The 22,839-nt window shown below is 72.3% G+C and carries 22 protein-coding genes; 12 read left to right on the top strand and 10 right to left on the bottom strand.

The features are described from left to right. Window positions 1–89: 89 nt before the first annotated feature. Window positions 90–2,096 carry an MFS transporter gene (locus ACXJKF_RS19010; protein WP_456789286.1) on the bottom strand — a complete coding sequence of 669 codons (2,007 nt, stop codon included), beginning with the start codon at window positions 2,094–2,096 and terminating at the stop codon, window positions 90–92. Between the two features lie 145 nt (window positions 2,097–2,241). On the opposite strand from ACXJKF_RS19010, the gene ACXJKF_RS19005 reads away from it, so the two are divergent. Both ACXJKF_RS19005 and ACXJKF_RS19000 read left to right on the top strand, forming a co-directional pair. After that, complete coding sequence (locus tag ACXJKF_RS19005; protein ID WP_456789285.1) at window positions 2,242–4,626, top strand: pectinesterase family protein; 2,385 nt, start codon at window positions 2,242–2,244, stop codon at window positions 4,624–4,626. A gap of 99 nt (window positions 4,627–4,725) precedes the next feature. After that, window positions 4,726–5,529 (top strand): class I SAM-dependent methyltransferase, encoded by an 804-nt coding sequence (locus ACXJKF_RS19000; protein WP_456789284.1) that lies wholly within the window; start codon window positions 4,726–4,728, stop codon window positions 5,527–5,529. Window positions 5,530–5,581: 52 nt separating this feature from the next. Here ACXJKF_RS19000 and ACXJKF_RS18995 read toward each other — a convergent pair whose 3' ends face one another. Further along, the gene (locus tag ACXJKF_RS18995) at window positions 5,582–6,268 is read right to left on the bottom strand and encodes a DNA alkylation repair protein (RefSeq protein WP_456789283.1); all 687 of its coding nucleotides are present in this window, start codon (window positions 6,266–6,268) and stop codon (window positions 5,582–5,584) included. A gap of 206 nt (window positions 6,269–6,474) precedes the next feature. On the opposite strand from ACXJKF_RS18995, the gene ACXJKF_RS18990 reads away from it, so the two are divergent. Genes ACXJKF_RS18990 through ACXJKF_RS18980 form a run of 3 tightly spaced genes read left to right on the top strand, consistent with a single transcriptional unit; the run spans window position 6,475 to window position 9,360 of the window. After that, window positions 6,475–8,265 (top strand): ribonucleoside triphosphate reductase, encoded by a 1,791-nt coding sequence (locus ACXJKF_RS18990; RefSeq protein WP_456789282.1) that lies wholly within the window; start codon window positions 6,475–6,477, stop codon window positions 8,263–8,265. Continuing rightward, window positions 8,262–8,942, top strand: a complete 681-nt coding sequence (locus tag ACXJKF_RS18985; RefSeq protein ID WP_456789281.1) for an anaerobic ribonucleoside-triphosphate reductase activating protein — start codon at window positions 8,262–8,264, stop codon at window positions 8,940–8,942. The genes ACXJKF_RS18990 and ACXJKF_RS18985 overlap by 4 nt, the downstream gene beginning before the upstream one ends. Before the next feature lie 19 nt (window positions 8,943–8,961). Beyond that, the gene (locus ACXJKF_RS18980) at window positions 8,962–9,360 is read left to right on the top strand and encodes a VOC family protein (RefSeq protein ID WP_456789280.1); all 399 of its coding nucleotides are present in this window, start codon (window positions 8,962–8,964) and stop codon (window positions 9,358–9,360) included. Window positions 9,361–9,369: 9 nt separating this feature from the next. Here ACXJKF_RS18980 and ACXJKF_RS18975 read toward each other — a convergent pair whose 3' ends face one another. Continuing rightward, entirely contained in the window at window positions 9,370–10,338 is a 969-nt protein-coding gene (locus ACXJKF_RS18975; RefSeq protein ID WP_456789279.1) for an EamA family transporter, read from the bottom strand. An 81-nt stretch (window positions 10,339–10,419) separates the two neighbouring features. On the opposite strand from ACXJKF_RS18975, the gene ACXJKF_RS18970 reads away from it, so the two are divergent. The 4 genes from ACXJKF_RS18970 to ACXJKF_RS18955 all read left to right on the top strand — a co-directional run bounded on the left by ACXJKF_RS18970 (window position 10,420) and on the right by ACXJKF_RS18955 (window position 14,603). Beyond that, on the top strand, window positions 10,420–10,998 hold the full coding sequence (locus ACXJKF_RS18970; protein WP_456789278.1) for a CGNR zinc finger domain-containing protein: 579 nt from the start codon (window positions 10,420–10,422) through the stop codon (window positions 10,996–10,998). Continuing rightward, complete coding sequence (locus ACXJKF_RS18965; RefSeq protein WP_456789277.1) at window positions 10,995–13,277, top strand: beta-L-arabinofuranosidase domain-containing protein; 2,283 nt, start codon at window positions 10,995–10,997, stop codon at window positions 13,275–13,277. Before ACXJKF_RS18970 ends, ACXJKF_RS18965 begins: the two co-directional genes overlap by 4 nt. Before the next feature lie 76 nt (window positions 13,278–13,353). After that, window positions 13,354–14,115 (top strand): deoxyribonuclease IV, encoded by a 762-nt coding sequence (locus tag ACXJKF_RS18960; RefSeq protein ID WP_456789288.1) that lies wholly within the window; start codon window positions 13,354–13,356, stop codon window positions 14,113–14,115. A 107-nt stretch (window positions 14,116–14,222) separates the two neighbouring features. Beyond that, window positions 14,223–14,603: an SHOCT domain-containing protein gene (locus ACXJKF_RS18955; RefSeq protein WP_456789276.1), complete on the top strand. Its 381-nt coding sequence runs from the start codon at window positions 14,223–14,225 to the stop codon at window positions 14,601–14,603. A gap of 62 nt (window positions 14,604–14,665) precedes the next feature. On the opposite strand, the gene ACXJKF_RS18950 is transcribed toward ACXJKF_RS18955, so the two are convergent. The 4 genes from ACXJKF_RS18950 to ACXJKF_RS18935 all read right to left on the bottom strand — a co-directional run bounded on the left by ACXJKF_RS18950 (window position 14,666) and on the right by ACXJKF_RS18935 (window position 16,762). Continuing rightward, window positions 14,666–14,986 carry an SHOCT domain-containing protein gene (locus ACXJKF_RS18950; RefSeq protein ID WP_456789275.1) on the bottom strand — a complete coding sequence of 107 codons (321 nt, stop codon included), beginning with the start codon at window positions 14,984–14,986 and terminating at the stop codon, window positions 14,666–14,668. Between the two features lie 22 nt (window positions 14,987–15,008). Continuing rightward, window positions 15,009–15,458 carry a DUF6325 family protein gene (locus ACXJKF_RS18945; protein ID WP_456789274.1) on the bottom strand — a complete coding sequence of 150 codons (450 nt, stop codon included), beginning with the start codon at window positions 15,456–15,458 and terminating at the stop codon, window positions 15,009–15,011. Between the two features lie 265 nt (window positions 15,459–15,723). Continuing rightward, on the bottom strand, window positions 15,724–16,194 hold the full coding sequence (locus ACXJKF_RS18940; RefSeq protein ID WP_456789273.1) for a Rieske (2Fe-2S) protein: 471 nt from the start codon (window positions 16,192–16,194) through the stop codon (window positions 15,724–15,726). 1 nt (window position 16,195) lies between these two features. Beyond that, entirely contained in the window at window positions 16,196–16,762 is a 567-nt protein-coding gene (locus ACXJKF_RS18935; protein ID WP_456789272.1) for a DUF6529 family protein, read from the bottom strand. A gap of 150 nt (window positions 16,763–16,912) precedes the next feature. On the opposite strand from ACXJKF_RS18935, the gene ACXJKF_RS18930 reads away from it, so the two are divergent. Then, window positions 16,913–17,311 carry a VOC family protein gene (locus ACXJKF_RS18930; protein WP_456789271.1) on the top strand — a complete coding sequence of 133 codons (399 nt, stop codon included), beginning with the start codon at window positions 16,913–16,915 and terminating at the stop codon, window positions 17,309–17,311. A 56-nt stretch (window positions 17,312–17,367) separates the two neighbouring features. Here ACXJKF_RS18930 and ACXJKF_RS18925 read toward each other — a convergent pair whose 3' ends face one another. Then, window positions 17,368–17,880 (bottom strand): COG4315 family predicted lipoprotein, encoded by a 513-nt coding sequence (locus ACXJKF_RS18925; protein ID WP_456789270.1) that lies wholly within the window; start codon window positions 17,878–17,880, stop codon window positions 17,368–17,370. A gap of 153 nt (window positions 17,881–18,033) precedes the next feature. Between ACXJKF_RS18925 and ACXJKF_RS18920 the strand changes: the two genes are divergently transcribed. Beyond that, complete coding sequence (locus ACXJKF_RS18920) at window positions 18,034–18,540, top strand: sigma-70 family RNA polymerase sigma factor (RefSeq protein ID WP_456789269.1); 507 nt, start codon at window positions 18,034–18,036, stop codon at window positions 18,538–18,540. After that, on the top strand, window positions 18,537–19,262 hold the full coding sequence (locus ACXJKF_RS18915) for an anti-sigma factor family protein (protein ID WP_456789268.1): 726 nt from the start codon (window positions 18,537–18,539) through the stop codon (window positions 19,260–19,262). Before ACXJKF_RS18920 ends, ACXJKF_RS18915 begins: the two co-directional genes overlap by 4 nt. Before the next feature lie 8 nt (window positions 19,263–19,270). Here ACXJKF_RS18915 and ACXJKF_RS18910 read toward each other — a convergent pair whose 3' ends face one another. Both ACXJKF_RS18910 and ACXJKF_RS18905 read right to left on the bottom strand, forming a co-directional pair. After that, window positions 19,271–20,842: an esterase/lipase family protein gene (locus ACXJKF_RS18910; protein ID WP_456789267.1), complete on the bottom strand. Its 1,572-nt coding sequence runs from the start codon at window positions 20,840–20,842 to the stop codon at window positions 19,271–19,273. A gap of 84 nt (window positions 20,843–20,926) precedes the next feature. Beyond that, entirely contained in the window at window positions 20,927–22,831 is a 1,905-nt protein-coding gene (locus ACXJKF_RS18905; RefSeq protein ID WP_456789266.1) for a SpoIIE family protein phosphatase, read from the bottom strand. Window positions 22,832–22,839: the final 8 nt, after the last annotated feature.

Below are 22,839 nucleotides of genomic sequence, written 5' to 3'. Positions count from 1 at the left end.
GCGTTCGAGGAGGGCGGCAAGCTCGTCGGGATCGCGACGACGCTCGGGTTCGCGGTCGCGTTCGCCATCCACCTGCTCGACTAGCAGCGTCAGCCGCGCAGGCCCGCCGGGGTCGGGTCCTCGCGCCAGAGGCGCGCGGTCAGCTGCTCGACGAGCTGGTCGAGCGCCGGCTCGTCGCCGCCGCTCCACTGGTCGATGATCCGGCGGAGCTCGACGCGCTCGTGCTCCCGCACCTGGTCGGCGACCGCGTGGCCGGCGTCGGTCGGCCGGACGGTGCCACCGTCGACGGTGACCAGGCCCCGGGCGCGCAGCGCCTCGGCCGCGGCGACCACGCGCTCCCGCTCCACCCCAGACCTCTCCGTCATCGCGTCGATCGTGCGGGAGCCCTCGGCCGTCACGCGTGCGAGCATCCAGCACTGGCCGGGGGTGAGCCCGATGTCGAGGTCGCGGGTGAGGATCGCGTACGCCCGGAGCGGGTCCTGGTGGCCGACCTCGCGCCAGAGCAGCAGCCGGAGCTCCTCGAAGGACGTCCGGCTGGACGGCAGCGCGAACACCTCGCCCTGCTCGGGCCGGCTCGCGGCCGTGCGCAGGGTGACCTCGGGGATCAGCCAGGCCAGCACGAACGCGAGCGCACCGACGGGCACGGCGCACAGGAAGATCGTGTGGATGGCGTCGGAGTAGCCGTCGAGGAACCAGTTCTGCACGTCGGGCGGGCACGACGCCAGCGCCGCGGACGTGGCGCTGAGCGCGGGGCCGGCGCAGGGTCCGACGGCTCCGGCCGGGGGAGCGGCGGCCAGGTTGGACGTGAKGTTCGCGTTGAAGACCGTGCCGAACACGGCGACGCCGACGCAGCTGCCGATGGTGCGGAAGAAGGTCGCGCCGCTGGTGCCGACGCCGAGGTCGCGGTACTCGACGGCGTTCTGCACCGCGAGCACCAGCACCTGCATGACCATGCCGAGCCCGGCGCCCAGCACGAACATGGAGAGCCCGGACTGGACGGACGTGGTCTCGCGGCCCATGAGGGAGAGCAGGTACAGGCCGACGGTGAAGATCGCGGAGCCGACGATGGGGAACACCTTGTACCGGCCCGTGCGGCTGATGATCTGACCGCTGGCGATGGAGGTGAGGAGCAGGCCGACCATCATCGGGATCATCTGCAGGCCGGAGCCGGTGGGGGTCGCGCCCTGCACCTGCTGCAGGTAGAGCGGCAGGTAGGTGATCGACCCGAACATCGCGAAGCCGACGACGAACCCGACGACCGCGGTGGTGGAGAACACCCTGTTGGTGAAGAGCCGCAGGGGCATGACCGGCTCCGGGACGCGCGCCTCGACGAACCCGAACGCGACGACGGCCACGACGGCGAGCACGGACAGCCCGATGACCTGGACGGAGCCCCAGTCCCAGCTGCTCCCGCCGAGGCTGGTGACGAGCACGATGCACGTGGCGACCGTCGCCAGGAGCGTGATGCCCCAGACGTCGATCTTCGGCGAGGTCCGCGCCTTGGTCGTCGGCAGGACCGCGGCGACGACGGCGAGCGCGAGCGCTCCGATCGGGAGGTTGACGTAGAAGACCCAGCGCCACGACAGGTGGTCGACGAAGAACCCGCCGAGCAATGGTCCAGCCACGCTGGACAGCCCGAAGACCGCGCCGAACGCGCCCTGGTACCGGCCGCGGTCCCGGGGAGGGACCACGTCGCCGATGATCGCCTGCGCCAGCACCATGAGCCCGCCGCCGCCCACGCCCTGCACGGCGCGCCAGGCGATGAGCTGACCCATCGTCTGCGACGTGCCGGCGAGCGCGGAGCCGACGAGGAAGATGACGATGCACGCGAGGAACAGGATCTTGCGGCCGTAGAGGTCACCGAGCTTGCCCCACAGCGGCGTCGTGACGGTCGACGCCAGCATGTACGCGGTGACCACCCACGACAGGTGCTCGGCGCCGCCGAGGTCGCGCACGATGGTCGGCAACGCGGTCGCGACGATCGTCTGGTCGAGCGCGGCCAGGAGCATCGCGAGCATCAGCCCGCCGAAGATCGCCCAGATCGCACGCTTCGACAGGTCCGGCTCGACCATCGGCGCCGCCTGCTGCTGGGACATGAGCTCCCCCTCGCTCCCTCGGCATCGTCGACCCGTTGCCTGGGGCTCGCAACACGGACGGCTGACCGGCACATGTCGAGGTGAACCGTTTCGACGATCCCTACAGCGTTGTAAACCGACAGGTGTCGGCCATACCGTCCCGGACATGCACACCCCTCGCTCCCTGGTCCGGAGGCGCGGCAACGACGCCGCGCCGGTGCCCGTCCGCTCCCGCTGGGCGGCGCTCGTCGCCGCGGCAGCCCTCGCGCTCTGCGCCGGCGTCGCCGCGGCGGCCCCGGCGACCGCCGCACCGGGCGAMCCGGTGACCGTMGCGGCCGGCACCTACGTGCTGCGCTCGGGCGCGTCGGGGAAGTGCCTCGAGGTCCCCGGCGGCGTGACCACCAACGGCACGCTGCTGACCGTGGCGACCTGCGTGGCCGGTGCCGCGCGCCAGCAGTGGACCGTCAGCCCCCAGGGCGCCGGGTTCCGGCTGACCAACGCCGCCTCCGCGCGGTGCCTCGACGTGCCCGGCGCCTCCACCGCGGCCGGTGCACGGCTCCAGCAGTGGGGCTGCGCCGACCAGACGAACCAGACCTGGACCGCGAGGTCGTCGGCAGGCTCGGGCAAGGCGCAGATCGCCTCGGCCGCGAGCGGGCTGTGCGTCTCGGTCGAGGGCGGGTCCACCGCCTCCGGGGCACCCGCGGTGCAGGACACGTGCGACGACGCGGCGAAGGTGCAGTGGTCGCTGCCGGTCGCCGGCGGCACGACTCCGTCGGGTCCGTGGGCGGAGGTTCCCGACGGCTTCGCGACGGGCACGACCGGCGGCACCGGCGGCACGACCGTGACGGTCACGACCCTCGCCGACCTGCGCACGTATGCCGCCGCGAGCGGCAGGTACGTGGTGCGCGTCGCGGCCGCGATCACCGTGACCCCATACGGCGACGAGATCCCGATCTCGTCGGACAAGACGATCATCGGTGTCGGTACCAGCGGTCAGATCGTCAACGGCGGCCTGCGCCTGAATGCCGGGACGAACAACGTCATCATCCGGAACCTGACCATCCGGGACACGAAGATGGCCGACGACGACCCCGACGACAAGGTGTACGACTACGACGGCATCCAGATGGACACGGCGTCCAACGTCTGGATCGACCACAACCGCATCCTGCGGATGAACGACGGCCTCATCGACAGTCGCAAGGACACCACCAACCTCACGGTGTCCTGGAACGAGATGGGTGGCAGCAACAAGTCGTTCGGCATCGGCTGGACGGAGAACGTCACGGCCCGGATGACGATCCACCACAACTGGATCCACGACACCAACCAGCGCAATCCCAGCACCGACAACGTGGCGTTCGCGCACCTCTACGACAACTATCTGCAGAACATCACGTCGTACGGGAACCTCTCCCGCGGGGCGACGAAGATGGTGCTGGAGAACAGCTACTTCGACAACGTCAAGAACCCGTACGCGCCCCAGGACACCGCCGAGCTGAAGCAGTCCGGGAGCATCGTCGTGAACTCCACGGGCAACCAGACCACCCGGGGCTCGGCGTTCGACCCGAAGAGCTTCTACGCGTACACGCTGGACCCGGCGTCGGCCCTCCCCGCGCTCCTCACGAGGGCGACCGGCCCGCAGGCAAGCATCGGCGGTGCGACGCCGCCGGCGGCGGCGCCCGTGGTGGCAGCCGACGGGACCGGGAKCTTCCGCACGATCCAGGCGGCGGTCGACGCCGTACCGGCGAACAACACGACCCGGCGGGTGATCACGATCAAGCCGGGCACCTACCGGGAGATCGTCACCGTGCCCGCGAACAAGCCCCTCGTCACGCTGCAGGGCCTGGGCGGCTCCGCTGCCGACACGGTGCTCGTCAACAACCGCAGCAACGCGGGCGGGTACGGGACGTCAGGCAGCGCGACGTTCTTCGCGAACGGTGCCGACCTGGTCGCCACCAACCTGACGATCGCCAACGACTACGGGGAGGGCAGCCAGGCGGTGGCCGCCAACCTCAACGCCGCCCGGTTGGTGTTCCGCAACGTGCGGTTCACCGGCAACCAGGACACCTTGCTGGTGAACGACGCCGCCCGCGCGTACGTCGTCGACAGCTACGTGGACGGCACCGTCGACTTCATCTTCGGCGGGGGGACGGCCGTGTTCGACCGGGCGTCGATCTACCAGAAGCGGTCCACCGGAGGACCGATCACGGCAGCGCRCACCGATCCCGCCAAGCAGTACGGCTTCCTGTTCTACAAGAGCACGATCACCGGGAAGACCGCGGCGACGACCCAGCTGGGTCGGCCGTGGGGCGCGGACGCTCAGGTGCTCTACCGCGAGAGCTCGCTGAGCAACACCATCTCGACCGGTCAGCCGTGGACGAACATGTCCTCGAACGTGTGGACCGCCGCGCGGTTCTCCGAGTACAGGAACACCGGCGCCGGAGCAGGGACGGGCACGAACCGCCCGCAGCTCAGCGACGCGCAGGCGCCGAGCTACACGCCGCAGAAGTACCTGGCGGGCAGCGACGGCTGGAACCCGGTGGGGTGAGCGTCGAGCGGCCCTCGCGTCCGCGTCACGAGGTTCCGCGGGGTACGCGGCCGGGCCGCCCGCGTTGCGGATCTCGGGATCGGCGAGTCAACTGGCCTGGTGAGGCGCAGCGAGGAGGCGGTCGCCGCAGGGCGTTCGCAGCACGCGTCCGGCTACGACACCGAGCTGCAGCTGCTCGACGTCGTGTTCCGGCGGGCGTGCGACGTCCAGGTGCGGGACCGGGTCCTCGACGTCGGCTGCGGCACGGGTCAGACGACTCGGGCAGCAGCGCTCGCCGCGCCCGAGGGTGGCGCGCTGGGTGTCGACAGCTCCGCCTCGGCCATCGAGCGTGCTCGCGCGCTCGCCCAGGCCGACGGGATCGCCAACGTCGCGTTCGAGCGGGGTGACGCGCAGGTCCTTCCCTTCGCGCAGGAGGGCTTCGACCTGACCGTCAGCCGATTCGGCACGATGTTCTTCCACGACGCCACCGCGGCGTTCACCAACCTGGCGCGGGCGCTGCGCCCGGCCGGCCGCCTCGTGATGATGGTCTGGCAGGACGCGGACCGCAACGAGTGGGATGTCGCCATCCGCCAGGCGCTCGGAGGGGCGGAGCAGCCGGTCGGCACCTCGCCGGCGTTCTCGCTCGCGGACCCGTCCCGGACGTCCGAGGTGCTCGACGCCGCCGGGTTCGTCGACGTCGTCGTCACGGACGTCGACGAACCGGTCTGCTACGGGCCGGACGTGGCCGCGGCCGAGGCGTGGGTGCGTGGCTTCACGAGCACGAGCGAGCTGCTGGCGCGGCTCGACACCGAGACCGAGGAGCGCGGGCTCGACCGGCTGCGGGAGGCGCTGTCGGACCATCTGCGCGACGACGGTGTCTGGTTCGGTTCGCGTGCCTGGATCGTCACCGCGCGACGTCCCTAGAGAGGCCCGGCCGCGTGCGGACCTCGAGCTCGCAGGAGCCTGCGGCTGACGGTCACCCGCTGCTCTGGCGTCGGACGATCTCCGCGATCCAGCTCGGCGCGAACGGCGAGGTGCAGCCGGGCGGGGTGGGGTAGTCCTTGAGCACCTCGAGCCGCTCCCCGATGTCGACCGCGCGCGCACGGAGCTCGGGGTGGTGAATCCCGATGGTGGCGAGGCACTGGTTCATGGCCCATTGCAGACGGTCCGGCGCGTCCTTCATCTGCGCCTCGATGACGTCGAGCAGCCCGACGAGGTCGAGCCCGGCGGGCGAGCCGGCGACGCGGTCGCTGGTCAGGGCCCAGCCGGCACTGGCGACGACGGGGTCGGGATCGGCGAACCACGCGACGCGCAGCTCCTCGACGTGCGGGCCCTTCTTGACGACGTAGCCGACCAGCCAGTCGTGCACCTTCGGGACACGTGCGTCGCGCAGCATCCCGTCCAGCTCGGCTGCCGAGTAGAGCTTGGGGCGGCTGATGAGGATCGCGACGAGCCGGGCTGCGGTGTCCCCGGTCTCCCAGAGGCGGCCGGCGAGCTCGGGGTCGGTCTTGAGGGTCTTGGCGACCGAACGGAGCCGGGTGAGGTTGACGCCGTGGTCGTCGCCGTGGCGCTCGTTGACCGCCCGGATCTTCGGGTCCTCCAACGCCGCCAGCTGAGCCAGCACGTCGTCGACCGTCGCCTGGGGGAGCACACCGGTGGCCACGCGATCTCCTTCACGTCGTCGTTCGCCGTCGTCCTGGATCGTACGTCGGCGCCCGCTCCGGTGCGGTGGACCCACTAGGGACCAAAGGCCCGTCCGGCGAGCCATGCTCCACCCCTAGCGTCTACATCTAGTCCTCCAGGGGCCGATCGACCACAGCATGTTGTGGTCGACGCCGGAGGGCCTCGGAGTAGAGACCGGAGCGGGACATGTCGGACAGCGTTGTCGTGGAGGTCGGTTCGTCGATCGACGAGTACCTGGAGCGCACCGACTGGCGGGTGAACGCGAACGCGAACCAGGGGTACTCGCTCGGCGGCCTGATCCTGCAGACGGCGGGCAAGGTCGTGGCCAACTACTGGCTCAGCCACGTCTATCCGGCGGACGTGGGTGCGGCCCATCGCGAGGGCGACCTCCACATCCACGACCTCGACATGCTGTCCGGCTACTGCGCGGGCTGGTCGTTGCGGTCGTTCCTGGCGGAGGGTCTCAACGGGGTGCCGGGCAAGGTGGACGCCCGCCCGCCGCGGCACTTCGGCTCGGCGGTCGGGCAGATCGTGAACTTCCTCGGCACGATGCAGAACGAGTGGGCGGGTGCGCAGGCGTTCAGCTCGTTCGACACCTACATGGCCCCGTTCGTGCGGCTCGACGCGCTGTCCTACGAGCAGGTCCGGCAGGGGATCCAGGAGCTCGTCTACAACCTCAACGTGCCGTCCCGCTGGGGCACGCAGACGCCGTTCACCAACCTCACGTTCGACTGGACGTGCCCGGACGACCTGCGCGCGGAGGTGCCGTTCGTCGCGGGGGAACCCTGCGACTTCACGTACGGCGACCTGCAGGTCGAGATGGACCTCATCAACCGCGCGTACATCGAGGTCATGACCGTCGGCGACGCGTCGGGCCGTGTCTTCACGTTCCCGATCCCGACGTACAACATCACGCACGACTTCGACTGGCACAGCGAGAACGCCGACCGCCTGTTCGCGATGACGGCCCGGTACGGGCTGCCGTACTTCCAGAACTTCCTCAACTCCGAGCTGAACCCCGGAGACGTGCGCTCGATGTGCTGCCGTCTGCAGCTGGACCTGCGTGAGCTGCTCAAGCGCGGCAACGGCCTGTTCGGGTCGGCCGAGCAGACCGGGTCGCTCGGTGTGGTCACGGTGAACTGCGCCCGGCTCGGGTTCCTGCACGCCGGGGACGAGGACGGCCTGCTGGTCGCGCTCGACAAGCTGCTGGACCTGGCGCGGACGTCGCTCGAGCTCAAGCGGACCGTCATCGCGCGTTACCTCGACGAGGGCCTGTTCCCGTACACGCGGCGCTACCTCGGCACCCTGGACAACCACTTCTCGACGATCGGCGTGAACGGCCTGAACGAGCTGGTGCGCAACTTCATCGGCGACGGCCAGGACCTGACCGACCCGGAGGGGCACGCACTGGTGCTCCGCCTGCTCGACCACGTGCGCGCCCGGATGGTGGAGTTCCAGCAGGAGACCGGGCACCTGTACAACCTGGAGGCCACGCCCGCCGAGGGGACGACCTACCGGTTCGCCAAGGAGGACCGGCGCCGGTTCCCGGGGATCCTGCAGGCGGGGACCGACGCCAACCCGTACTACACCAACTCCTCGCAGCTGCCCGTGGGCTTCACCGACGACCCCTTCGAGGCCCTCGAGCGCCAGGACGAGCTGCAGACCAGGTACACCGGCGGCACCGTGCTGCACCTCTACATGGCGGAGCGGCTCTCGACACCGGACGCGGCGCGCGAGCTGGTCCGGCGCGCGCTGTCGACGTTCCGGCTGCCCTACCTGACCGTCACACCGACCTTCTCCATCTGCCCGTCGCACGGCTACCTGGCGGGGGAGCACCCCACGTGCCCCCAGTGCCACGGCGAGTGCGAGGTGTGGACGCGCGTGATGGGCTACCACCGCCCGGTCAGCTCGTTCAACATCGGCAAGAAGGGTGAGCACGCGGAGCGCACCCCGTTCCGTGAGCCGGCTCTCGCGTGACCGGCGAGCTCGCCATCGCGGGCCTGACGCCTCTGTCGTCGTGCGACTGGCCCGGCCGGCTCGTCGCGACGGCCTTCCTGCAGGGCTGCCCGTGGCGGTGCACGTACTGCCACAACGCGGCGATCCTTGACCCCCGCGCACCGGGCCGGGTGCCGTGGCAGGACGTGCTCGCCCTCCTCGCGCGCCGACGCGGGCTGCTGGACGGGCTGGTGTTCTCGGGCGGGGAGCCCACCCGGCAGACGGGCCTCGTCGCGGCGGCCGCCCAGGTGCGTGCGGCGGGATTCGGGGTCGGTCTGCACACGTCCGGCGCGTACCCGAGCCGGCTGCTGACGCTACTCCCGCTCGTCGACTGGGTGGGGTTCGACGTGAAGGCCCCGGTGCGGCTCTACCGTGCCGTCACCCGCGTCGGTGGCGCGACGACGACCGCCGACGCGACGTTCGCCTCGCTGCGGCTGGTGCTCGACTCCGGCGTGGACGTCGAGGTCAGGACCACCGTCGACCCGACGGTCATGGGTCCCGACGACGTCGCGGAGCTGACCGCCGTGCTCAGCGGTCTGGGTGTGCGCCGGCACGTCCTGCAGCAGGTGCGCCCCGACGGGACGACGGACGAGTACCGGGACGCGCTCGCCAGGGTGCGACAGGATCCGGCCGGGGAGACCATGGCCGACGAACGCTGACGCACCCGAGGAGCTGCTCATGACGACGTACCCGACGATCGTGCAGGTCGTGCTCGACGCGACCGACGTCCGGGCGCTGGCGGAGTTCTACCGCGAGCTGTTCKGGCTCGAGTACCGGCCCGGCGACGAGCCCGGGAACGGCGACCAGGACTGGCTGGTGCTGCGCTCGCCCGGTGGGGTACCGCTCGCGTTCCAGCAGGTCGACGCGCTGCCGCCCGCGACGTGGCCGGAGGGACCGGTCCCGCAGCAGCTGCACCTGGACACGACCGTGCCGGACGTCGCGGAGCTCGACGCCCAGCACGACCGGGCGCTCGCGCTGGGGGCTCGGCTGCTCCACGACCGTTCCGACGACCCCGAGGAGCCGCTGCGGGTCTACGCCGACCCGGCAGGGCACCCGTTCTGCATCTTCGTCGGCTGAGGACCTGCGTCAGACGCGGGCGTCGGCGACCGCGCGCAGCGGGTCGAGCACCTCGACGGCCTCCACCGTCTCGGTCCCGCGCCGCACCAGCGCGATGCCGGCGACCACGAGCACCATGCCGACGGCCTGGACGGGCAGGGGTGCCTCGCCGACGAGCGCCCACGCGAGCAGGACGGCGACGAGCACCTCGGACAGGGCGAGGAACGACGCCAGCCGCTCGCCGAGCAGGCGCACGGACAGGGCGCTGACGCCGTACGCGAAGGCGGTCGGCACGGTGGCCACGACGAGCAGCGGCACGATCCAGTGCACCTGCGACCCGAGCAGGTCGACGCGCACGTCCGGGGCGGCGAGCGGGAGCACGCCGACGGCGGCGACGAGCGCGACCGTGAGGGCGCCGACCGCCATACCGGCTCCGGCCAGGCTGATCGGGGGCAGGGCGGAGGGGCGGCCGGTGAACGCGAAGTACCCGGCGTTGCCCACGGCGGAGACCAGCGCGAACACCAGGCCGACCGGGTCGAGCTCCAGCGAGCCGGTGAGGTCGAGGACGAACACGAGGCCGCCGGTCGCGAGCGCGGCGCCGACGAGGGTGGCGCGCGTCGGCGCCTGCCGGTCGCGCGCCCAGCGCCAGGCGACGAGCAGGAGCGGTCCGGTGTACTCGATGAGCAGGGCGACGGCGACGGGGAGCCGGTCCACCGCGAGGTAGTACATGGTGGAGGCCGTGGCGACGCCGAGCACGCCGAAGCCGAGGATGGTGCGCCACTCGTCCCGCATGACGTGCCACCGGCCCCGCACCGCCCAGGCGGCCGGTCCGGCGAGGATCAGCGCGGCGACGGAGAGCCGCACGAGGATCGCGGAGCCGGGGGACCATCCCGCGACGAGCAGCGGCTTGACCACCGGCCCGCTGGTCGCGAAGGCCACGGCGGCGACGAGACCTGCGACGATGCCGACGGAGCGGTTCGACGTGCCGGTCAGGGCCATCGCCGTGCTCCCGTCGGAAGATGTAAGGAGTGAAGTCTTATTACACTCATGACGCTACTCAGATAGTCGACAGGAGTCAAAGTGGTTTTCGCACCTGACACCGAGATGAGCATCGCCGCGGCCGTCGAGATGGTGAACACGGCTCGCCGTCGCGACGGCCACGACGCGATGGCGACCGCCGACGACGTCGCCGAGTTCTACACGCGCTGGGGGTACACGGCCCGGCACGACGGAGACGACGCCGAGCTGGCGGCGGTCCGGGACGCCCGGGACCAGATCGCGGCGCTGTGGGACGTCGACCGCGACACGGCGGCAGGGGTGCTCAACGAGATGCTGGCGCGCGGGGGAGCGGTGCCGTACCTCACGCGGCACGACGACCTGGACTGGCACCTGCACGGCACCGCGCCGGACGCCCCGCTGGCGACGGTCCTCCTGGTCGAGACGGCGATGGCCCTGTCCGACGTGGTGCGCAGCGCCGAGTGGGACCGGCTCCAGCGCTGCGAGGCGGACGACTGCGAGGCGGTCCTGGTCGACCTCTCCCGGAACCGCTCGCGCCGGTTCTGCGACGTCAACGGCTGCGCGAACCGCGCGCACGTCGCGGCCTACCGCGCGCGGCAGGCCGGCGGGCAGACGTTCCGGCACRGCGACGTCGTCTCGTGACGGGCATCGCGTTCCTCCCCCTGAGCGACGTCGACCTGGGCGCGGGGGTGTTCCGCGGTGCGCAGGACCGGGTCCACCAGACCCTGCTCGGGCTGTCCGTCGACCGGCTGCTGGCACCGTTCCGTCGCGAGGCGGGCCTGCCGCCCGTGGCCGAGCCCTACGGCGGGTGGGAGTCGACGGGGCTGGACGGTCACACGGCCGGGCACGTCCTCTCGGCCCTGTCGACGCTGGCCGAGTCGACCGGCGACGGCCAGGTCCGCGCGCGGGCCGAGCGGCTCGTCGACGGCCTGCGCGAGTGCCAGGCGGCGGGCGGGACCGGGTACGTCGGAGGGATCCCGGACGGGCCGCGCCTCTGGGCGGAGCTGCGCCGCGGGGACATCCGGGAGGCGACGTTCGACCTCAACGACCGCTGGGTCCCGCTGTACAACCTGCACAAGACGTTCGCCGGGCTCGTCGACGCGACGCACGCGCACGTCCCCGGTGCCCGCGAGGTGCTCGACGGCCTCGTCCGCTGGTGGGACGGTCTCGCGGCCGACCTGTCCGACGTCGACGTCGCGCGCATCCTGGTCACGGAGTCGGGCGGCCTCAGCGAGACGTTCGCGCTGGTCGCCGAGCTGACGGGCGACCCGCGTCACCTGGTGACGGCTCGGCGTCTGCTGCCTCGTGACCTCGTGGAGCCCCTGGCCGACGGCCGGGACGAGCTCGACGGTCTGCACGCCAACACCCGGGCACCCATCGCGGTGGGCCTCGCCGCCATCGACCGGGTGGAGCGTGCGCTGGCCGTCGGACCGGGCGACGACCGCTGCCGCACCGCCGCGCACACGTTCTGGGTCTCGGTCGCGCAGCGCCGCTCCGTCGCGATCKGGGCAGCCAGCGTGCGCGAGAACTTCCACCGCGCCGACGACTTCGACACCATGTTCACCAGCCGTGAGGGCCCGGAGAGCTGCCTGACATACAACATGGTCAAGCTCTCGGCCGAGCTGTTCCGCACCACCGGCGACGACGCCTACCTGGACCACGCCGAGCGGGCGCTGACCAACCACCTGCTCTCCACGCAGCACCCCGAGCACGGCGGGGTCGTCTACTTCACCTCGCTGCGACCCGGCCACTACCGCACCTACTCGGCCCCTGAGGAGGGGTTCTGGTGCTGCGTCGGCACCGGGCTGGAGACGCACACCCGGCACGCCGCGCTGGCGTTCTCCACGGCGGGCGACGAGCTCGGCGTGAACCTGCTGGTCGACGCCACGGCGCGGTGGCGCGACCGCGGCGTCACGGTCCGTGTCGTCTCCGGCTACCCCGCCGGCGAACGCGCCACGATCGAGGTCGAGACGACGGCGCCGGTCCGCTTCACGCTCGCGGTCCGCATCCCGACGTGGGTGGACGGCGCGGCGACCGCGACGGTGGACGGCCGGCAGCGGGCTCCGGTCCCGGCGGGGTCGCGGCTGCGCGTCGACCGGGAGTGGACGGGGGTCACGACGATCGACCTGGCCCTGCCGGCGCGGACCCGCCTCGAGCCGACTCCCGACGGCGGACCGTGGGCGCAGCTCCTCTGGGGTCCGCTCGTCCTCGCCCATCGCGTGCCGGACGACTCCCTGGACTACGTCGCCGCCCCGACGCGCATGGGCCACATCGCCAGCGGCCCCCTGCGACCGCTGCTCGACGCTCCCGTCCTGGGCCCGCACTCCGGGGACTCGATCGCCCGGTCCGGCACCGGCTTCACGGTGCGCGACGCCGACGGCACCGAGATCGCCCTCGAACCGTTCGCGACGCTGCACGACGCGCGGTACGTCGCCGCGTGGCCGTACGCGCACGACGGGGACGCCGCCGCACGCCGGGCCGTGCTGGCCGTCGCCGACCGTGCGTCGCTCAGCCTCGCGGCACGCACCCTCGACGAGGTCGCGTTCGGGGAGCAGCAGCCCGAGGTCGACCACGGCGTCGTCGGGACGGGCACCGTCACGGGACGGGCGGGCGACGCGCGGTGGCGGTCCACCACGCAGGACCTCCGGCTGACGCTCGCCAACTGGCGCAGCACCGCCTCGTCGGTCCAGGTCGAGTGGCTCGGGGACGCAGGGCCGACGGCGCTGCAGGTGCTCGTCGCAGGGCAGGTCGTCCTCGACGACGTGCTCGAGCCGGCCGACCCGACGCACCGGACCGTGCGCGAGGTCGCGCTCCCTCCGGGAGTGCGCGACGTCGAGGTCCTGGTCGAGGTCCGCGCGACCGGTGACCTCCCGACACCCCGCCTGGTCGGGATGCGGCTGCTGACCACAGCGGGGGAGTGAGCACACCTGGGCGCACGTGTGCGCCTGTCACCGGTCCGGTCTAGCCTGGCGCGTGCCCGACCGGAGGGAGACCGACGTGGTGCTCATCGGCGCCCATGTGCGTGGTGACGACCCGGTGGCAGCCGCCGCCGAGCTCGACGCAGGCTGTGTCCAGCTGTTCCTGGCGGACCCGCAAGGCTGGAAGAAGCCGGTGCCGCGTGCCGACGCAGACGCCCTGGTGTCCTCGGGCCTCGGCATCTACGCGCACGCGCCGTACCTGGTGAACGTCGCGTCGACCAACAACCGGATCCGGATCCCGAGCCGGAACATGATCGCGCAGCACGCGGCCGCGGCAGCAGGGCTGGGCGCGCGGGCGCTCATCGTGCACGGTGGGCACGTCGGCGACGGCGACGACCTMGCCGTCGGCATCGAGAACTGGCGCAAGACGTTCGAGCGCGCCACGTTCCCCGTGAGGATCCTGGTCGAGAACACGGCGGGCGGGGAGAACGCGTGCGCACGCACCCTCGACGGGCTCGCGATGCTCTGGGACGCGATCGGCGGCTACGACGTCGGGCTGTGCCTCGACACGTGCCACGCCTGGGCGGCCGGGGAGGACCTGGAGACGGTCGTCGAGCGGGTGCGGAGCATCACGGGTCAGGTCGACCTGGTGCACGCCAACAGCTCACGGGACGCGCAGGGTTCGGCACGTGACCGGCACGCGGGCTTCGCGTCGGGCACGATCCCGCCCGAGCTGATCGCGCACGTGGTCCGGGAGGCCGGCTCCGACGCGGTCGTCGAGACCCCGGCGGAGACCCAGGCCCAGGACATCGCATTCCTGCGGGCGGCCCTGGCCGGCTGAGGACCGCGCTCGTGTCGCGACCGATTCGGGGTGATTCACGCGTCGCAGTGGTTAGCCTCAGACCACGAGCCCCCCACCAGAGGCGGGGTCAGCACAAGGACGGTTCCATGAACACGCTCGGCCAGTGGATCTGGATGTTGGTCTGGTTCTTCCTGTTCTTCGTCTACCTCGTCATCCTGTTCCAGATCATCGGTGACCTCTTCCGGGACCACGCCCTCAGCGGCTGGTGGAAGGCGGTCTGGATCATCGGACTCGTCTTCATGCCGTACCTCGTCGCGCTGATCTACCTGATCGCGCGCGGCAAGGGCATGGCGGAGCGGCAGCGCGGGGCGTTCGTGGAGGCCAAGGCCGCCCAGGACACGTACATCCGCACGGTCGCGTCGGGCAAGTCACCGGCGGACCACATCGCCGACGCGAAGGCCCTGCTCGACTCCGGGGCCATCGACGCGGACGAGTTCGCGACGCTCAAGGCGAAGGCGCTCGCCTGACGCACTGACGACACCGGCCCGGCACGAGAACGTGCCGGGCCGGTGTCGTGTGCGACGGGTGTCTAGCTCGTCAGGATGCGGTTCTTCTGCACCTCGAACTCGATGTCGCTCAGCACGCCGGCGTCCCGCAGCGCGCCGAGCTGGGCGAGCTGGGCGAGCTTGGCGTCCATGTCCGCGGGTGCGGCGGCCGCCGGCGGCGGCGGCGCGTAGGCCGGCTCGGGCGCGGCGTACTGCGGGGGCGGCGGCGGTGCGGCAGCGGCCTGCTGCTGCTGCTCCTGAGACGCCCAGCGTCCGGCCTGTCGCCGGGAGACCCGGTTCGAGACACTCGTGGCGGTTCCGGCGATGACGGCGGTCCTGGCGACCCCGCGGATCAGTCCTGGCATCGGTAGCTCCTCCTCAGGGGTTTCAGGCGACGGGTTCGATGGCGTCCAGCGCAGCGATGACCGCCTGCACCGGGATACGTCCGCTGGCTACGAGCTGGCCACCGGCGCGCCGCAGCGCGACGGCGAACGGGGCAGCCCACACGTTCTCGTACACGAACACCCCGGCCGCGTCCCCCGGGGCCAGCGCGTTCGCCGCCTCCGAGATGTCGTCGTCGCCCAGCAGGCCGGACGAGGCGCCCTCGAAGATCGTGAGGTCGACGCCGCCGTCGGCCAGCTCGCTGAGCTCGAGGCCGGAGACCGTCCCGTCCTCCGCCTTCTGGATGAAGGTCAGGTCGAGGATGCGGATGATGCCGCGCTCCACCAGGTCGACCAGGAGAGGGAATGCCTCTCCGGTGAAGTGCGCGTTCGGGAAGGCGACCACGATGTAGTCGATGGGGCCTGTCTCCTCGAGCCCCTCCAGGTCCTGCGTCATTCGGGCCGTCCTCTCGCTGTTGCCGGTCGAGATCCTGTCGACGATCACTGCACGACGGGGACCCGAAAAGCTTTCCCCATCACGCAGGCGACGGCCCCGTCGCCGCCGCCTTCCGTACCCTTCGTCTGGAACGTACCACCCAGGTCAGGCGTGTCCAGGCAACACAGGACGGCGTCTCAGGAGCGCAGTGCGGCAAGCATCGCGCCGACGGTCGCGGCCGCGCCGGCGATCCAGAGGAGAGTCGGCAGGCGCTCTCGGAACGACCTCATGCGCGCAGCACCTCGCCCTCGTCGGTGACCTCGATCTTCTCCGGTTCCAGCGGCTCGGTCGCCGGGCCGTGGACCACCGCGCCTGTCGCGGCGTCGAACGTGCTGCCGTGGCACGGGCACCGGATCTCGCCGTCCTGCACGCCGGCGACGAGACACCCCTGGTGCGTGCACACCGCCGTGAAGCACCGGACCGAGTCGCCCACGCGGGTGAGCACGAGCTTGTCGTCGCTCAGCACGATGCCGCCGCCGTCGGGGATCTCGTCGAGCGTCGCCAGGAGGTGCGAGTCCTCCTCGCCGTCACCGCTGGAGTCCTTCCCGGACGAGTCCTCGAGGTCGTCGTCCCCGTCGTCGTCCGCGTCCGGCGCCGGTCCGAGCGCCACGAACCCGACGTACCCGAGCGTCCCGGCCGCGAGCGCGACCCCGGCACCCTCGAGCACCGAGCGGCGGCCGACCTGGGGGTCGCCCATGTCAGTAGCCCACCGAGCCGGACTGGCCGAAGTACCACAGCGCCGAGCTGAACCACAGGACGACGATGACGGCGGCGAGCAGGCCACCGAGGAGCGGCACGGTGGCGGACGGCAGGCCGCGCAGTCGCAGGGCGAGCATCTTGGCGGCGAACACGCCGTAGAGCACGCACCCGGCGACGGAGTGCACCAGCACCCGGGCGGGCTCGTCCTCGAAGCCGAGCGACCAGACGCAGTGGAACGCGACCGGCAGCGTGAGCAGGAAGGCGACCGTCCCTGACCAGCGGTGCAGGCCGGGCGCCCAGGCGGGCGGAGCGCTCACCCCGGGGAGCCGGCCCCACATCGCCAGCGCCGAGAGCACCTGGACGACGACGAGCGCGGCCGCCGCCGTGGTCAGCCACGCCTTCATCTCGAGCAGGCTGCTGAACCCGAGCGTCGTGAGCGCGGCGCCCTCTCCGGGGTGGATCTGCGCGTACGCCGCGAGCGCGGCCGCGACCGCCAGGCCGACCGCGCCGAGCACGGCCAGCCCCCACTGCGACGGCCCGTCGGGCGCCCGTGCGTCGGTGCTCACGAGTCGATGGTGTCGCGCCACAGGCCCGGTGCGAAAGCCTGCGGGTGAGGTGCTGCACAGATGTGCAGCAGCCCTGGACGCGTGTCCGCCACGGTCCTAGCGTCGAGGTGCCGGCCCGCCGACGGACGGCTGGCCCGCACGGGAGGCACCATGCTCGCCGACCACGCCGCCATCCCCGTCCTCGCCGTCACCGACCTGGACCGGGCGCGGGAGTTCTACGAGGGGACGCTCGGGTTCACCAGCGGCCCCGACGTCCCCGACGGTGTCATCTACGGCACGTCGAACGGCGGCTTCCTGGTGTACCCGTCCGCCTACGCGGGCACGAACAAGGCGACCGGGATCTCCTTCCAGCTGTCCGCCGCCGCCTTCGACACCGAGATCGCCGCTCTGCGGGCCGCCGGGATCCAGTTCCAGACGTTCGACCTGCCGGGCGACGCCACGTGGACCGACGGCGTCCTGTCCGACGGCACCATGAGCGCGGCCTGGTTCACCGACCCCGACGGGAACGTCCTCAACGTGGAGACGGACCCGCGCAGCGGCCTCGGCTGACCGGTCGCACGCGGACCCGGACGACGGCACACGCGGCCGTCGCCCGGGCGTGCGCGTCAGTCGTCGTCGATCTCGGAGCCGTCCGGCGCGATGACGTACCAGACGTCGTTGACGCCCTGCCCGTTGACGTCACCGGGTGCCGCGTCCTGGGCGAACGTGTAGATCGGCCGCCCGTCGATCGTGATCTGCGTCGACCCGTCGGTGCCCGTGATCGTGCCGACCTCGCCCGTCACTCCMTCGACCGTCGGGGTGTCGGACTCCGCCGTGATGGGCGGCCAGGCCGTCAGGCAGTCGCCCGCGCAGGCGCTGGTGCCGGAGTCCTTGACGTCCTTGAGGAAGTAGTAGGCGGTCATGCCGTTGCCGTCCACGACGACGGTGCCCAGCGATGTCTCGGCGGTCGCGAGGTCGGTCGTCATCTCCTCGGCGGGCGACTCCTCTGCCGGGGACTCCTCGGCGCTGGTCGTGTCGCCTGCGGACTCCGGCGTCTGGTCGTCGGAACCGCCTCCGCAGGCGGTCAGGGTGGCCGCGGCCACGAGCGCGGTGATCGAGTACAACAGTGTCCGTCGCACGATGCTCTCCTCTGCTGGGCGCCGGTCCCGCCCCCGGGACCCGTCACGTGGGACTACGAGGCCGCCGGTCCCTGGGTTCACCGCCCGATGAACCTGAGGCCGGGGTGCATCGTTGACGAGGTAGGGACGGAGATCCGACCGGGAGGAGGCGGCGTGGGCGAGGAACCGGACGCGCTCCTGCGCGCGCTCCACCAGACCTACGCGCGCCCCCTGCAGAGCTACGTCGTGCGCCTGACCGGTGACCGCGCGCTCGCCGAGGACGTCGTCCAGGAGGCGATGGTGCGGGCGTGGAAGCACCCGGAGGTGCTGGCGCGCGAGGAGGGGGCGACGCGGGCGTGGCTCTACACGGTGGTGCGCAACCTGGTGATCGACGACCGTCGCAGCGCTCGCCACGCACGTGAGCGCACGACGGACACCGCTCCCGACACGCCGCAGCCCGACGCGACCCAGGGCGTGCTGGACGCCTGGCTGGTGGCGGACGCGCTCGAGCAGCTGACGCCGGAGCACCGGGCGGTGGTGGTCGGTGCCTACTACGGGGGCAGGTCCGTCGCGGAGCTGGCCCGTGAGCACGACATCCCGGAGGGGACCGTGAAGTCCCGGATGCACTACGCGCTGCGCGCGCTGCGGCTCGCGCTCCAGGAGAGAGGGGTCTCGGCATGACCGGCCGTGACACGGACGACCGGCGGGCGACGGGCGAGGACCCGTACCGCGAGTGGGACGCGGCCTACGTCCTCGGCTCGCTGGATCCCGGGGACCGCCGCGTGTTCGAGGAGCACCTGCGCACGTGCGGCTCGTGCCGGGCGGCCGTCGCCGAGCTGGCGGGCATGCCCGGCCTGCTCCGGATGGTGCCGGCCGACGAGGCCGCCGCGCTCGGGGGGACCCCGGCCGCGGAGGTCGTCGAGCTGGCGTCCGTGGCACGGGCCGTGCACCGGGACCGCCGGCGCCGGATCGCGGTGCTGGCGAGCGCCGCAGCGGCGCTGCTGGTGCTCGGCGGCGTCGCCGGCGCGCTCCTCGGTCGACCGACCGTGGCCCCTCCGGTGGCGGCTCCGTCATCGACGTCGCAGGTGACGGCCCTGCAGCTCGAGCCGGTCGGTGCCACCGCGGTGAGTGCGGACCTCACGCTCCAGGAGAAGCGTTGGGGCACGCGGATCGACTGGGAGTGCCGCTACCCGTCCGAGAGCACGCTCTACGGCGGCACGCCCACGTACGAGCTGGTCCTCGTCGACGACGACGGCACGAGCACCGTCGTGGCCACCTGGACCGGCGGCAGCACCGGCGCACGCGGGCTCGGTGCGTCGTCGAGCATCGTCACCGACACGATCCGACGGGTCGAGATCCGGGTCCAGGGTTCGGACGCGGCCCTGGCCGCCGCGCAGACCTGACCGGCGGCTCAGGCCGGTGCGCGGCCCGACACGGCGACGGTGATCGCCGCGCTCTGGCCGAGGAGCTCGCGCGCCGCGACCGGGAGCTGGATCCGCGCGAGCCAGCTCCCCGTCGCCGTGTCGACGTCCTGGAGCTGCGCGTCCGTCGCCGCATCCGGAACCCAATCCCGGATCGCCGTCCCCAACGCCGAGCTCCACACCGCCCACGACCGCGGTGCGCTGCCGTCCTGCGGGAAGTCGATGTCGACCACCAGCACGTCGGACCAGTCGGCCGTCTGCTCCAGGTGGTCCAGGAACGACAGCAGCCCACCTTGCTTGCGCAGCGAGAGCAGCCGCAGCTGCAGGACGTGCCGCATGGTGGTGACGCGGCGGCCGTCGCCCGCGACCGTCGGCCGCGTCGCACGGGTCGACAGGAACGTGCGGACCAGCGGGATCGGGGTGGCCGCGGCGTCGGCCGTCTCGGGGCGCTCGATCTGGATGGGGCACAGGTGCGCGGTGCTCTGCTCGTGCAGCACCACGGGCAGCCCGCGGATCGACAGCGCGGCCTCGAGCTGCCAGACGGTGTCGTCCTGGGCCGTCCCGGGCAGGTGGACATCGGTCAGCTGCGCGCGCACCTCCACGTCGCCGAACAGGAACCGCTGCAGGTTCTGGTATCCCTCCTCGGAGTTCACGATGCCGAACCGTCCCGAGTGGCTGCGGTGCACGAGCGCCCGCGGGGCACCCTTCACGTAGGCGTTCTCCACCTGCACGAGCCCGTCGCTGCGGGCGCCCACGGCGCGGCTGGACAGCCCGAGCGCGGCGGCGTAGTCGCTGGAGTTGGTGCCCACCAGGCAGAAGATGCGGTCGACCGGGAAGCCGTCGGCGGGCATCGTGGTCGCGTCCCAGTCCGCCGGGACCCTGGGCTGCGTCGACGCCTCCGGTGTCAGGTACCGGTACATGCGCTCCGGGCCGAAGATGTCCGCCCCCGCGACCCCCGTCAGGTCACGCAGCTTCTCGAGCACGCCGAAGCCCAGCGAGAACTCGATCCCGCCGTGCGGGGTGGCGTAGGTGAAGATCCGGTCCACGTGGTCCCGGGCAGCGTCCTGCGCGCCCCCGGTCGCGTCGGGGATCGTCTTCTGGATCATGGCGCGCACCACGAGGCCGCCCATCGAGTGGGCGACCAGGAAGACACGTGGGGCGCCGGTCTTCCGGCGCACGAGCGTGACGAGGTCGAACAGGCTCTGTGCGGCGCGCTCGATGCTGAACGGGTCGGGGTCCTGGGTGAGGTTCGGGGCGAACTCGTCGTAGAAGCGGTGGACCCAGATCGTCGCCGGGTCGATCGTCGCGTCGTCGCGCTGGTCGAGGTACCCCCGCTGGTTGCCCTGCACCAGCAGCTGGTACCCGTGGTCGATCATCAGGCGCAGCAGCGGGCTCTCGAACTGGTGGAACGCCGGGCGGTCGGTGTCGTCCACCCGCACCTGGACCGACCCCTCGTTGAACCCGTAGAACGGGTCGTCGACGGCCGAGCTGATGCCGGAGGGACCCCCGGCGAAGCCTCGTACGTAGATCACCGGCAGCCGGTCCGCGGTCGCGTCACCCATGAGCGCTCCTCCGTCCGTGCGAGGGTCTCGACCTCGCGACGCCTGAAGGAGTCGCCGGGCCGACGGTCGATACGTCCTGGCAGGTCACACGTCCGACGTGACGAACGGGGTGCCGGCGACCTCCAGCGTCTGCGCGGCGGGCGTCCCCTCGGGCGCGATGACCTGGAGGTGGTCGATCGTCAGGAGGAGGGACTCCAGGACCCGGACACCGGCGCTGCCGAGGTGGACGACGTCGCGCAGGTCGATCGTGACAGGGACGAGCCCGTTCCGCGAGAGTCGCAGGATCTCGGCCTGCACCTGGGCTGCCGCTGCGCGGTGGTCCACCGCTCCGCCCACCCGGACGACGCGCGACCCTGCCCGGCCCGTGGTCACGGCGAGCGGCGCCCGCTGCGCCCCACCGACGCCGACCACGTCGGCCTGGTCGACGGGCGCCGGTCGACGGGCGGGGCACTCGAGGGTCACCGTGGTGCCCTCGGCGGACGTCTCCACACCGACCTGCAGTCCCGCCGACGCCATCATGCTGAACCCGCGACCCCGCTCGCCGGGGTCCAGGTCGGGTTCGCGCCAGCGCCCGTGGTCACGGACGACGACCTCGACGATGGCGTCGTCACGGATCGTCGCGTCGAGCTCGACGGTGCCGAGGTCGCCGTCGCGGTACGCGTGCTCGACGGCGTTGGCCATGACCTCGCTCGCTCCCAGCACGAGCGCGGACCGGTCACGCGTGCCGAGGCCGATGCCGCGCCCCCAGGAGTCGATCTCGGCCCGCACCTCGGCCAGTCGTCCCGGTGCGGCGGGCACCGACAGGTGCAGCGGTGCCGGGGCCGCGCGGCGGTGCGCCACGAGGACGGTCACGTCGTCGGTGAAACCCCCGTCCGTGAGGACCGCGGGCACGTGCTGGCAGATCCGGCTGGCGACCGACCGGGTCGAGCGGAACGCGTCCGACGTCCCCTGGTAGGCGTCGACCGCGGTGGCCTCGAGCACCCTCATGCCGTCCCGCAGCGGACGGTGCAGGTTCTCCACCAGCCCGTCCGTGAACAGGACGATCGCGTGGCCGTCCGGCAGCCGCGTCGTCGCGACGCGGCCCTCGGTCCGCGACCCGAGCGGTCCGTCGCCGGTGGTCGGCAGGATCCGGGCGCCCTCGGGACCGACCACGAGCGGTGCCGGGTGCCCGCGGGTGGCGTACTCGAGGTCGCCGGTGTGCGGGTCGAGCAGCGCCACGCAGAGGGTGGCCGCGAACGCGCCGGAGACGCGTCCGGCGAAGGCTTCCACGGCGTCGAGCGCGTCGAGGATGCCGGCACCCTCGAGCAGGCGGGCCGCCAGCACCGCGCGGAGCTGGCTCATGATGGCGGACGCCTCGACGCCGTGCCCGACCACGTCACCGACGGTCAGGGAGACACGCCCGTCGGGCAGGGTCGCCGAGTCGAACCAGTCCCCGCCGGCGGCCTGCTCCAACCCCGCCACGAGGTAGGACGCCGCGACGTCGACGCGGGGGAGCAGCGGGACGGTCGACGGCAGCAGGGCTCCCTGCAGCCGCAGGACGACCTCACGGGCACGGGCCAGACGCTCGTCGGCCGTGGCCGCACCCGCTCGTTCGAGGTTCGTGGCGCGCACGCGTGCGGTGACGTCGACGCCGGCGGCGATCGCACCGAGCAGCGCGCCGGACCCGTCGCGCCACGGGGTGACCTCCAGGTCGACCCACAGGCCCGACGCCGGGTCAGACCAGTCGGCCACGACCGGGATCGCCTCCTCGTGGAAGCGCACACCTGTCCGGACCACCTCGCCCAGGGCCGTCACGATCGTCTGGATGCCGGGGTCGCGCAGGTCCTGGAGCAGGACGTCGACCAGGTGGTCGCGCTGCAGGAGCTCGCGGGCACCACGGTTCGCCGCGACGATGCGGAGCTCGGGGGCGCGGACGACGATCTGGATCCCCGGGGAGCCGTCGAACGCCTGCAGGACGGCGGACTCGTCGACGGTCCCGTCGGTCGCCATCCTGGGCT

This window comes from Cellulomonas sp. P5_C5 (assembly GCF_054049655.1).
The sequence above is the reverse complement of the archived record's forward strand: the minus strand, read 5'-3'. Positions and strand labels throughout refer to the sequence as shown.

Excerpts from the sequence above, each read along its gene's own strand:
- ACXJKF_RS18950 (WP_456789275.1), bottom strand. The coding sequence starts at position 14,986 with ATGCCAGGACTGATCCGCGGGGTCGCCAGGACCGCCGTCATCGCCGGA.
- ACXJKF_RS18930 (WP_456789271.1), top strand. The coding sequence starts at position 16,913 with ATGCTCGCCGACCACGCCGCCATCCCCGTCCTCGCCGTCACCGACCTG.
- ACXJKF_RS18975 (WP_456789279.1), bottom strand. The coding sequence starts at position 10,338 with ATGGCCCTGACCGGCACGTCGAACCGCTCCGTCGGCATCGTCGCAGGT.
- ACXJKF_RS18910 (WP_456789267.1), bottom strand. The coding sequence starts at position 20,842 with ATGGGTGACGCGACCGCGGACCGGCTGCCGGTGATCTACGTACGAGGC.
- ACXJKF_RS18955 (WP_456789276.1), top strand. The coding sequence starts at position 14,223 with ATGAACACGCTCGGCCAGTGGATCTGGATGTTGGTCTGGTTCTTCCTG.
- ACXJKF_RS18905 (WP_456789266.1), bottom strand. The coding sequence starts at position 22,831 with ATGGCGACCGACGGGACCGTCGACGAGTCCGCCGTCCTGCAGGCGTTC.
- ACXJKF_RS18945 (WP_456789274.1), bottom strand. The coding sequence starts at position 15,458 with ATGACGCAGGACCTGGAGGGGCTCGAGGAGACAGGCCCCATCGACTAC.
- ACXJKF_RS18990 (WP_456789282.1), top strand. The coding sequence starts at position 6,475 with ATGTCGGACAGCGTTGTCGTGGAGGTCGGTTCGTCGATCGACGAGTAC.
- ACXJKF_RS18940 (WP_456789273.1), bottom strand. The coding sequence starts at position 16,194 with ATGGGCGACCCCCAGGTCGGCCGCCGCTCGGTGCTCGAGGGTGCCGGG.
- ACXJKF_RS18915 (WP_456789268.1), top strand. The coding sequence starts at position 18,537 with ATGACCGGCCGTGACACGGACGACCGGCGGGCGACGGGCGAGGACCCG.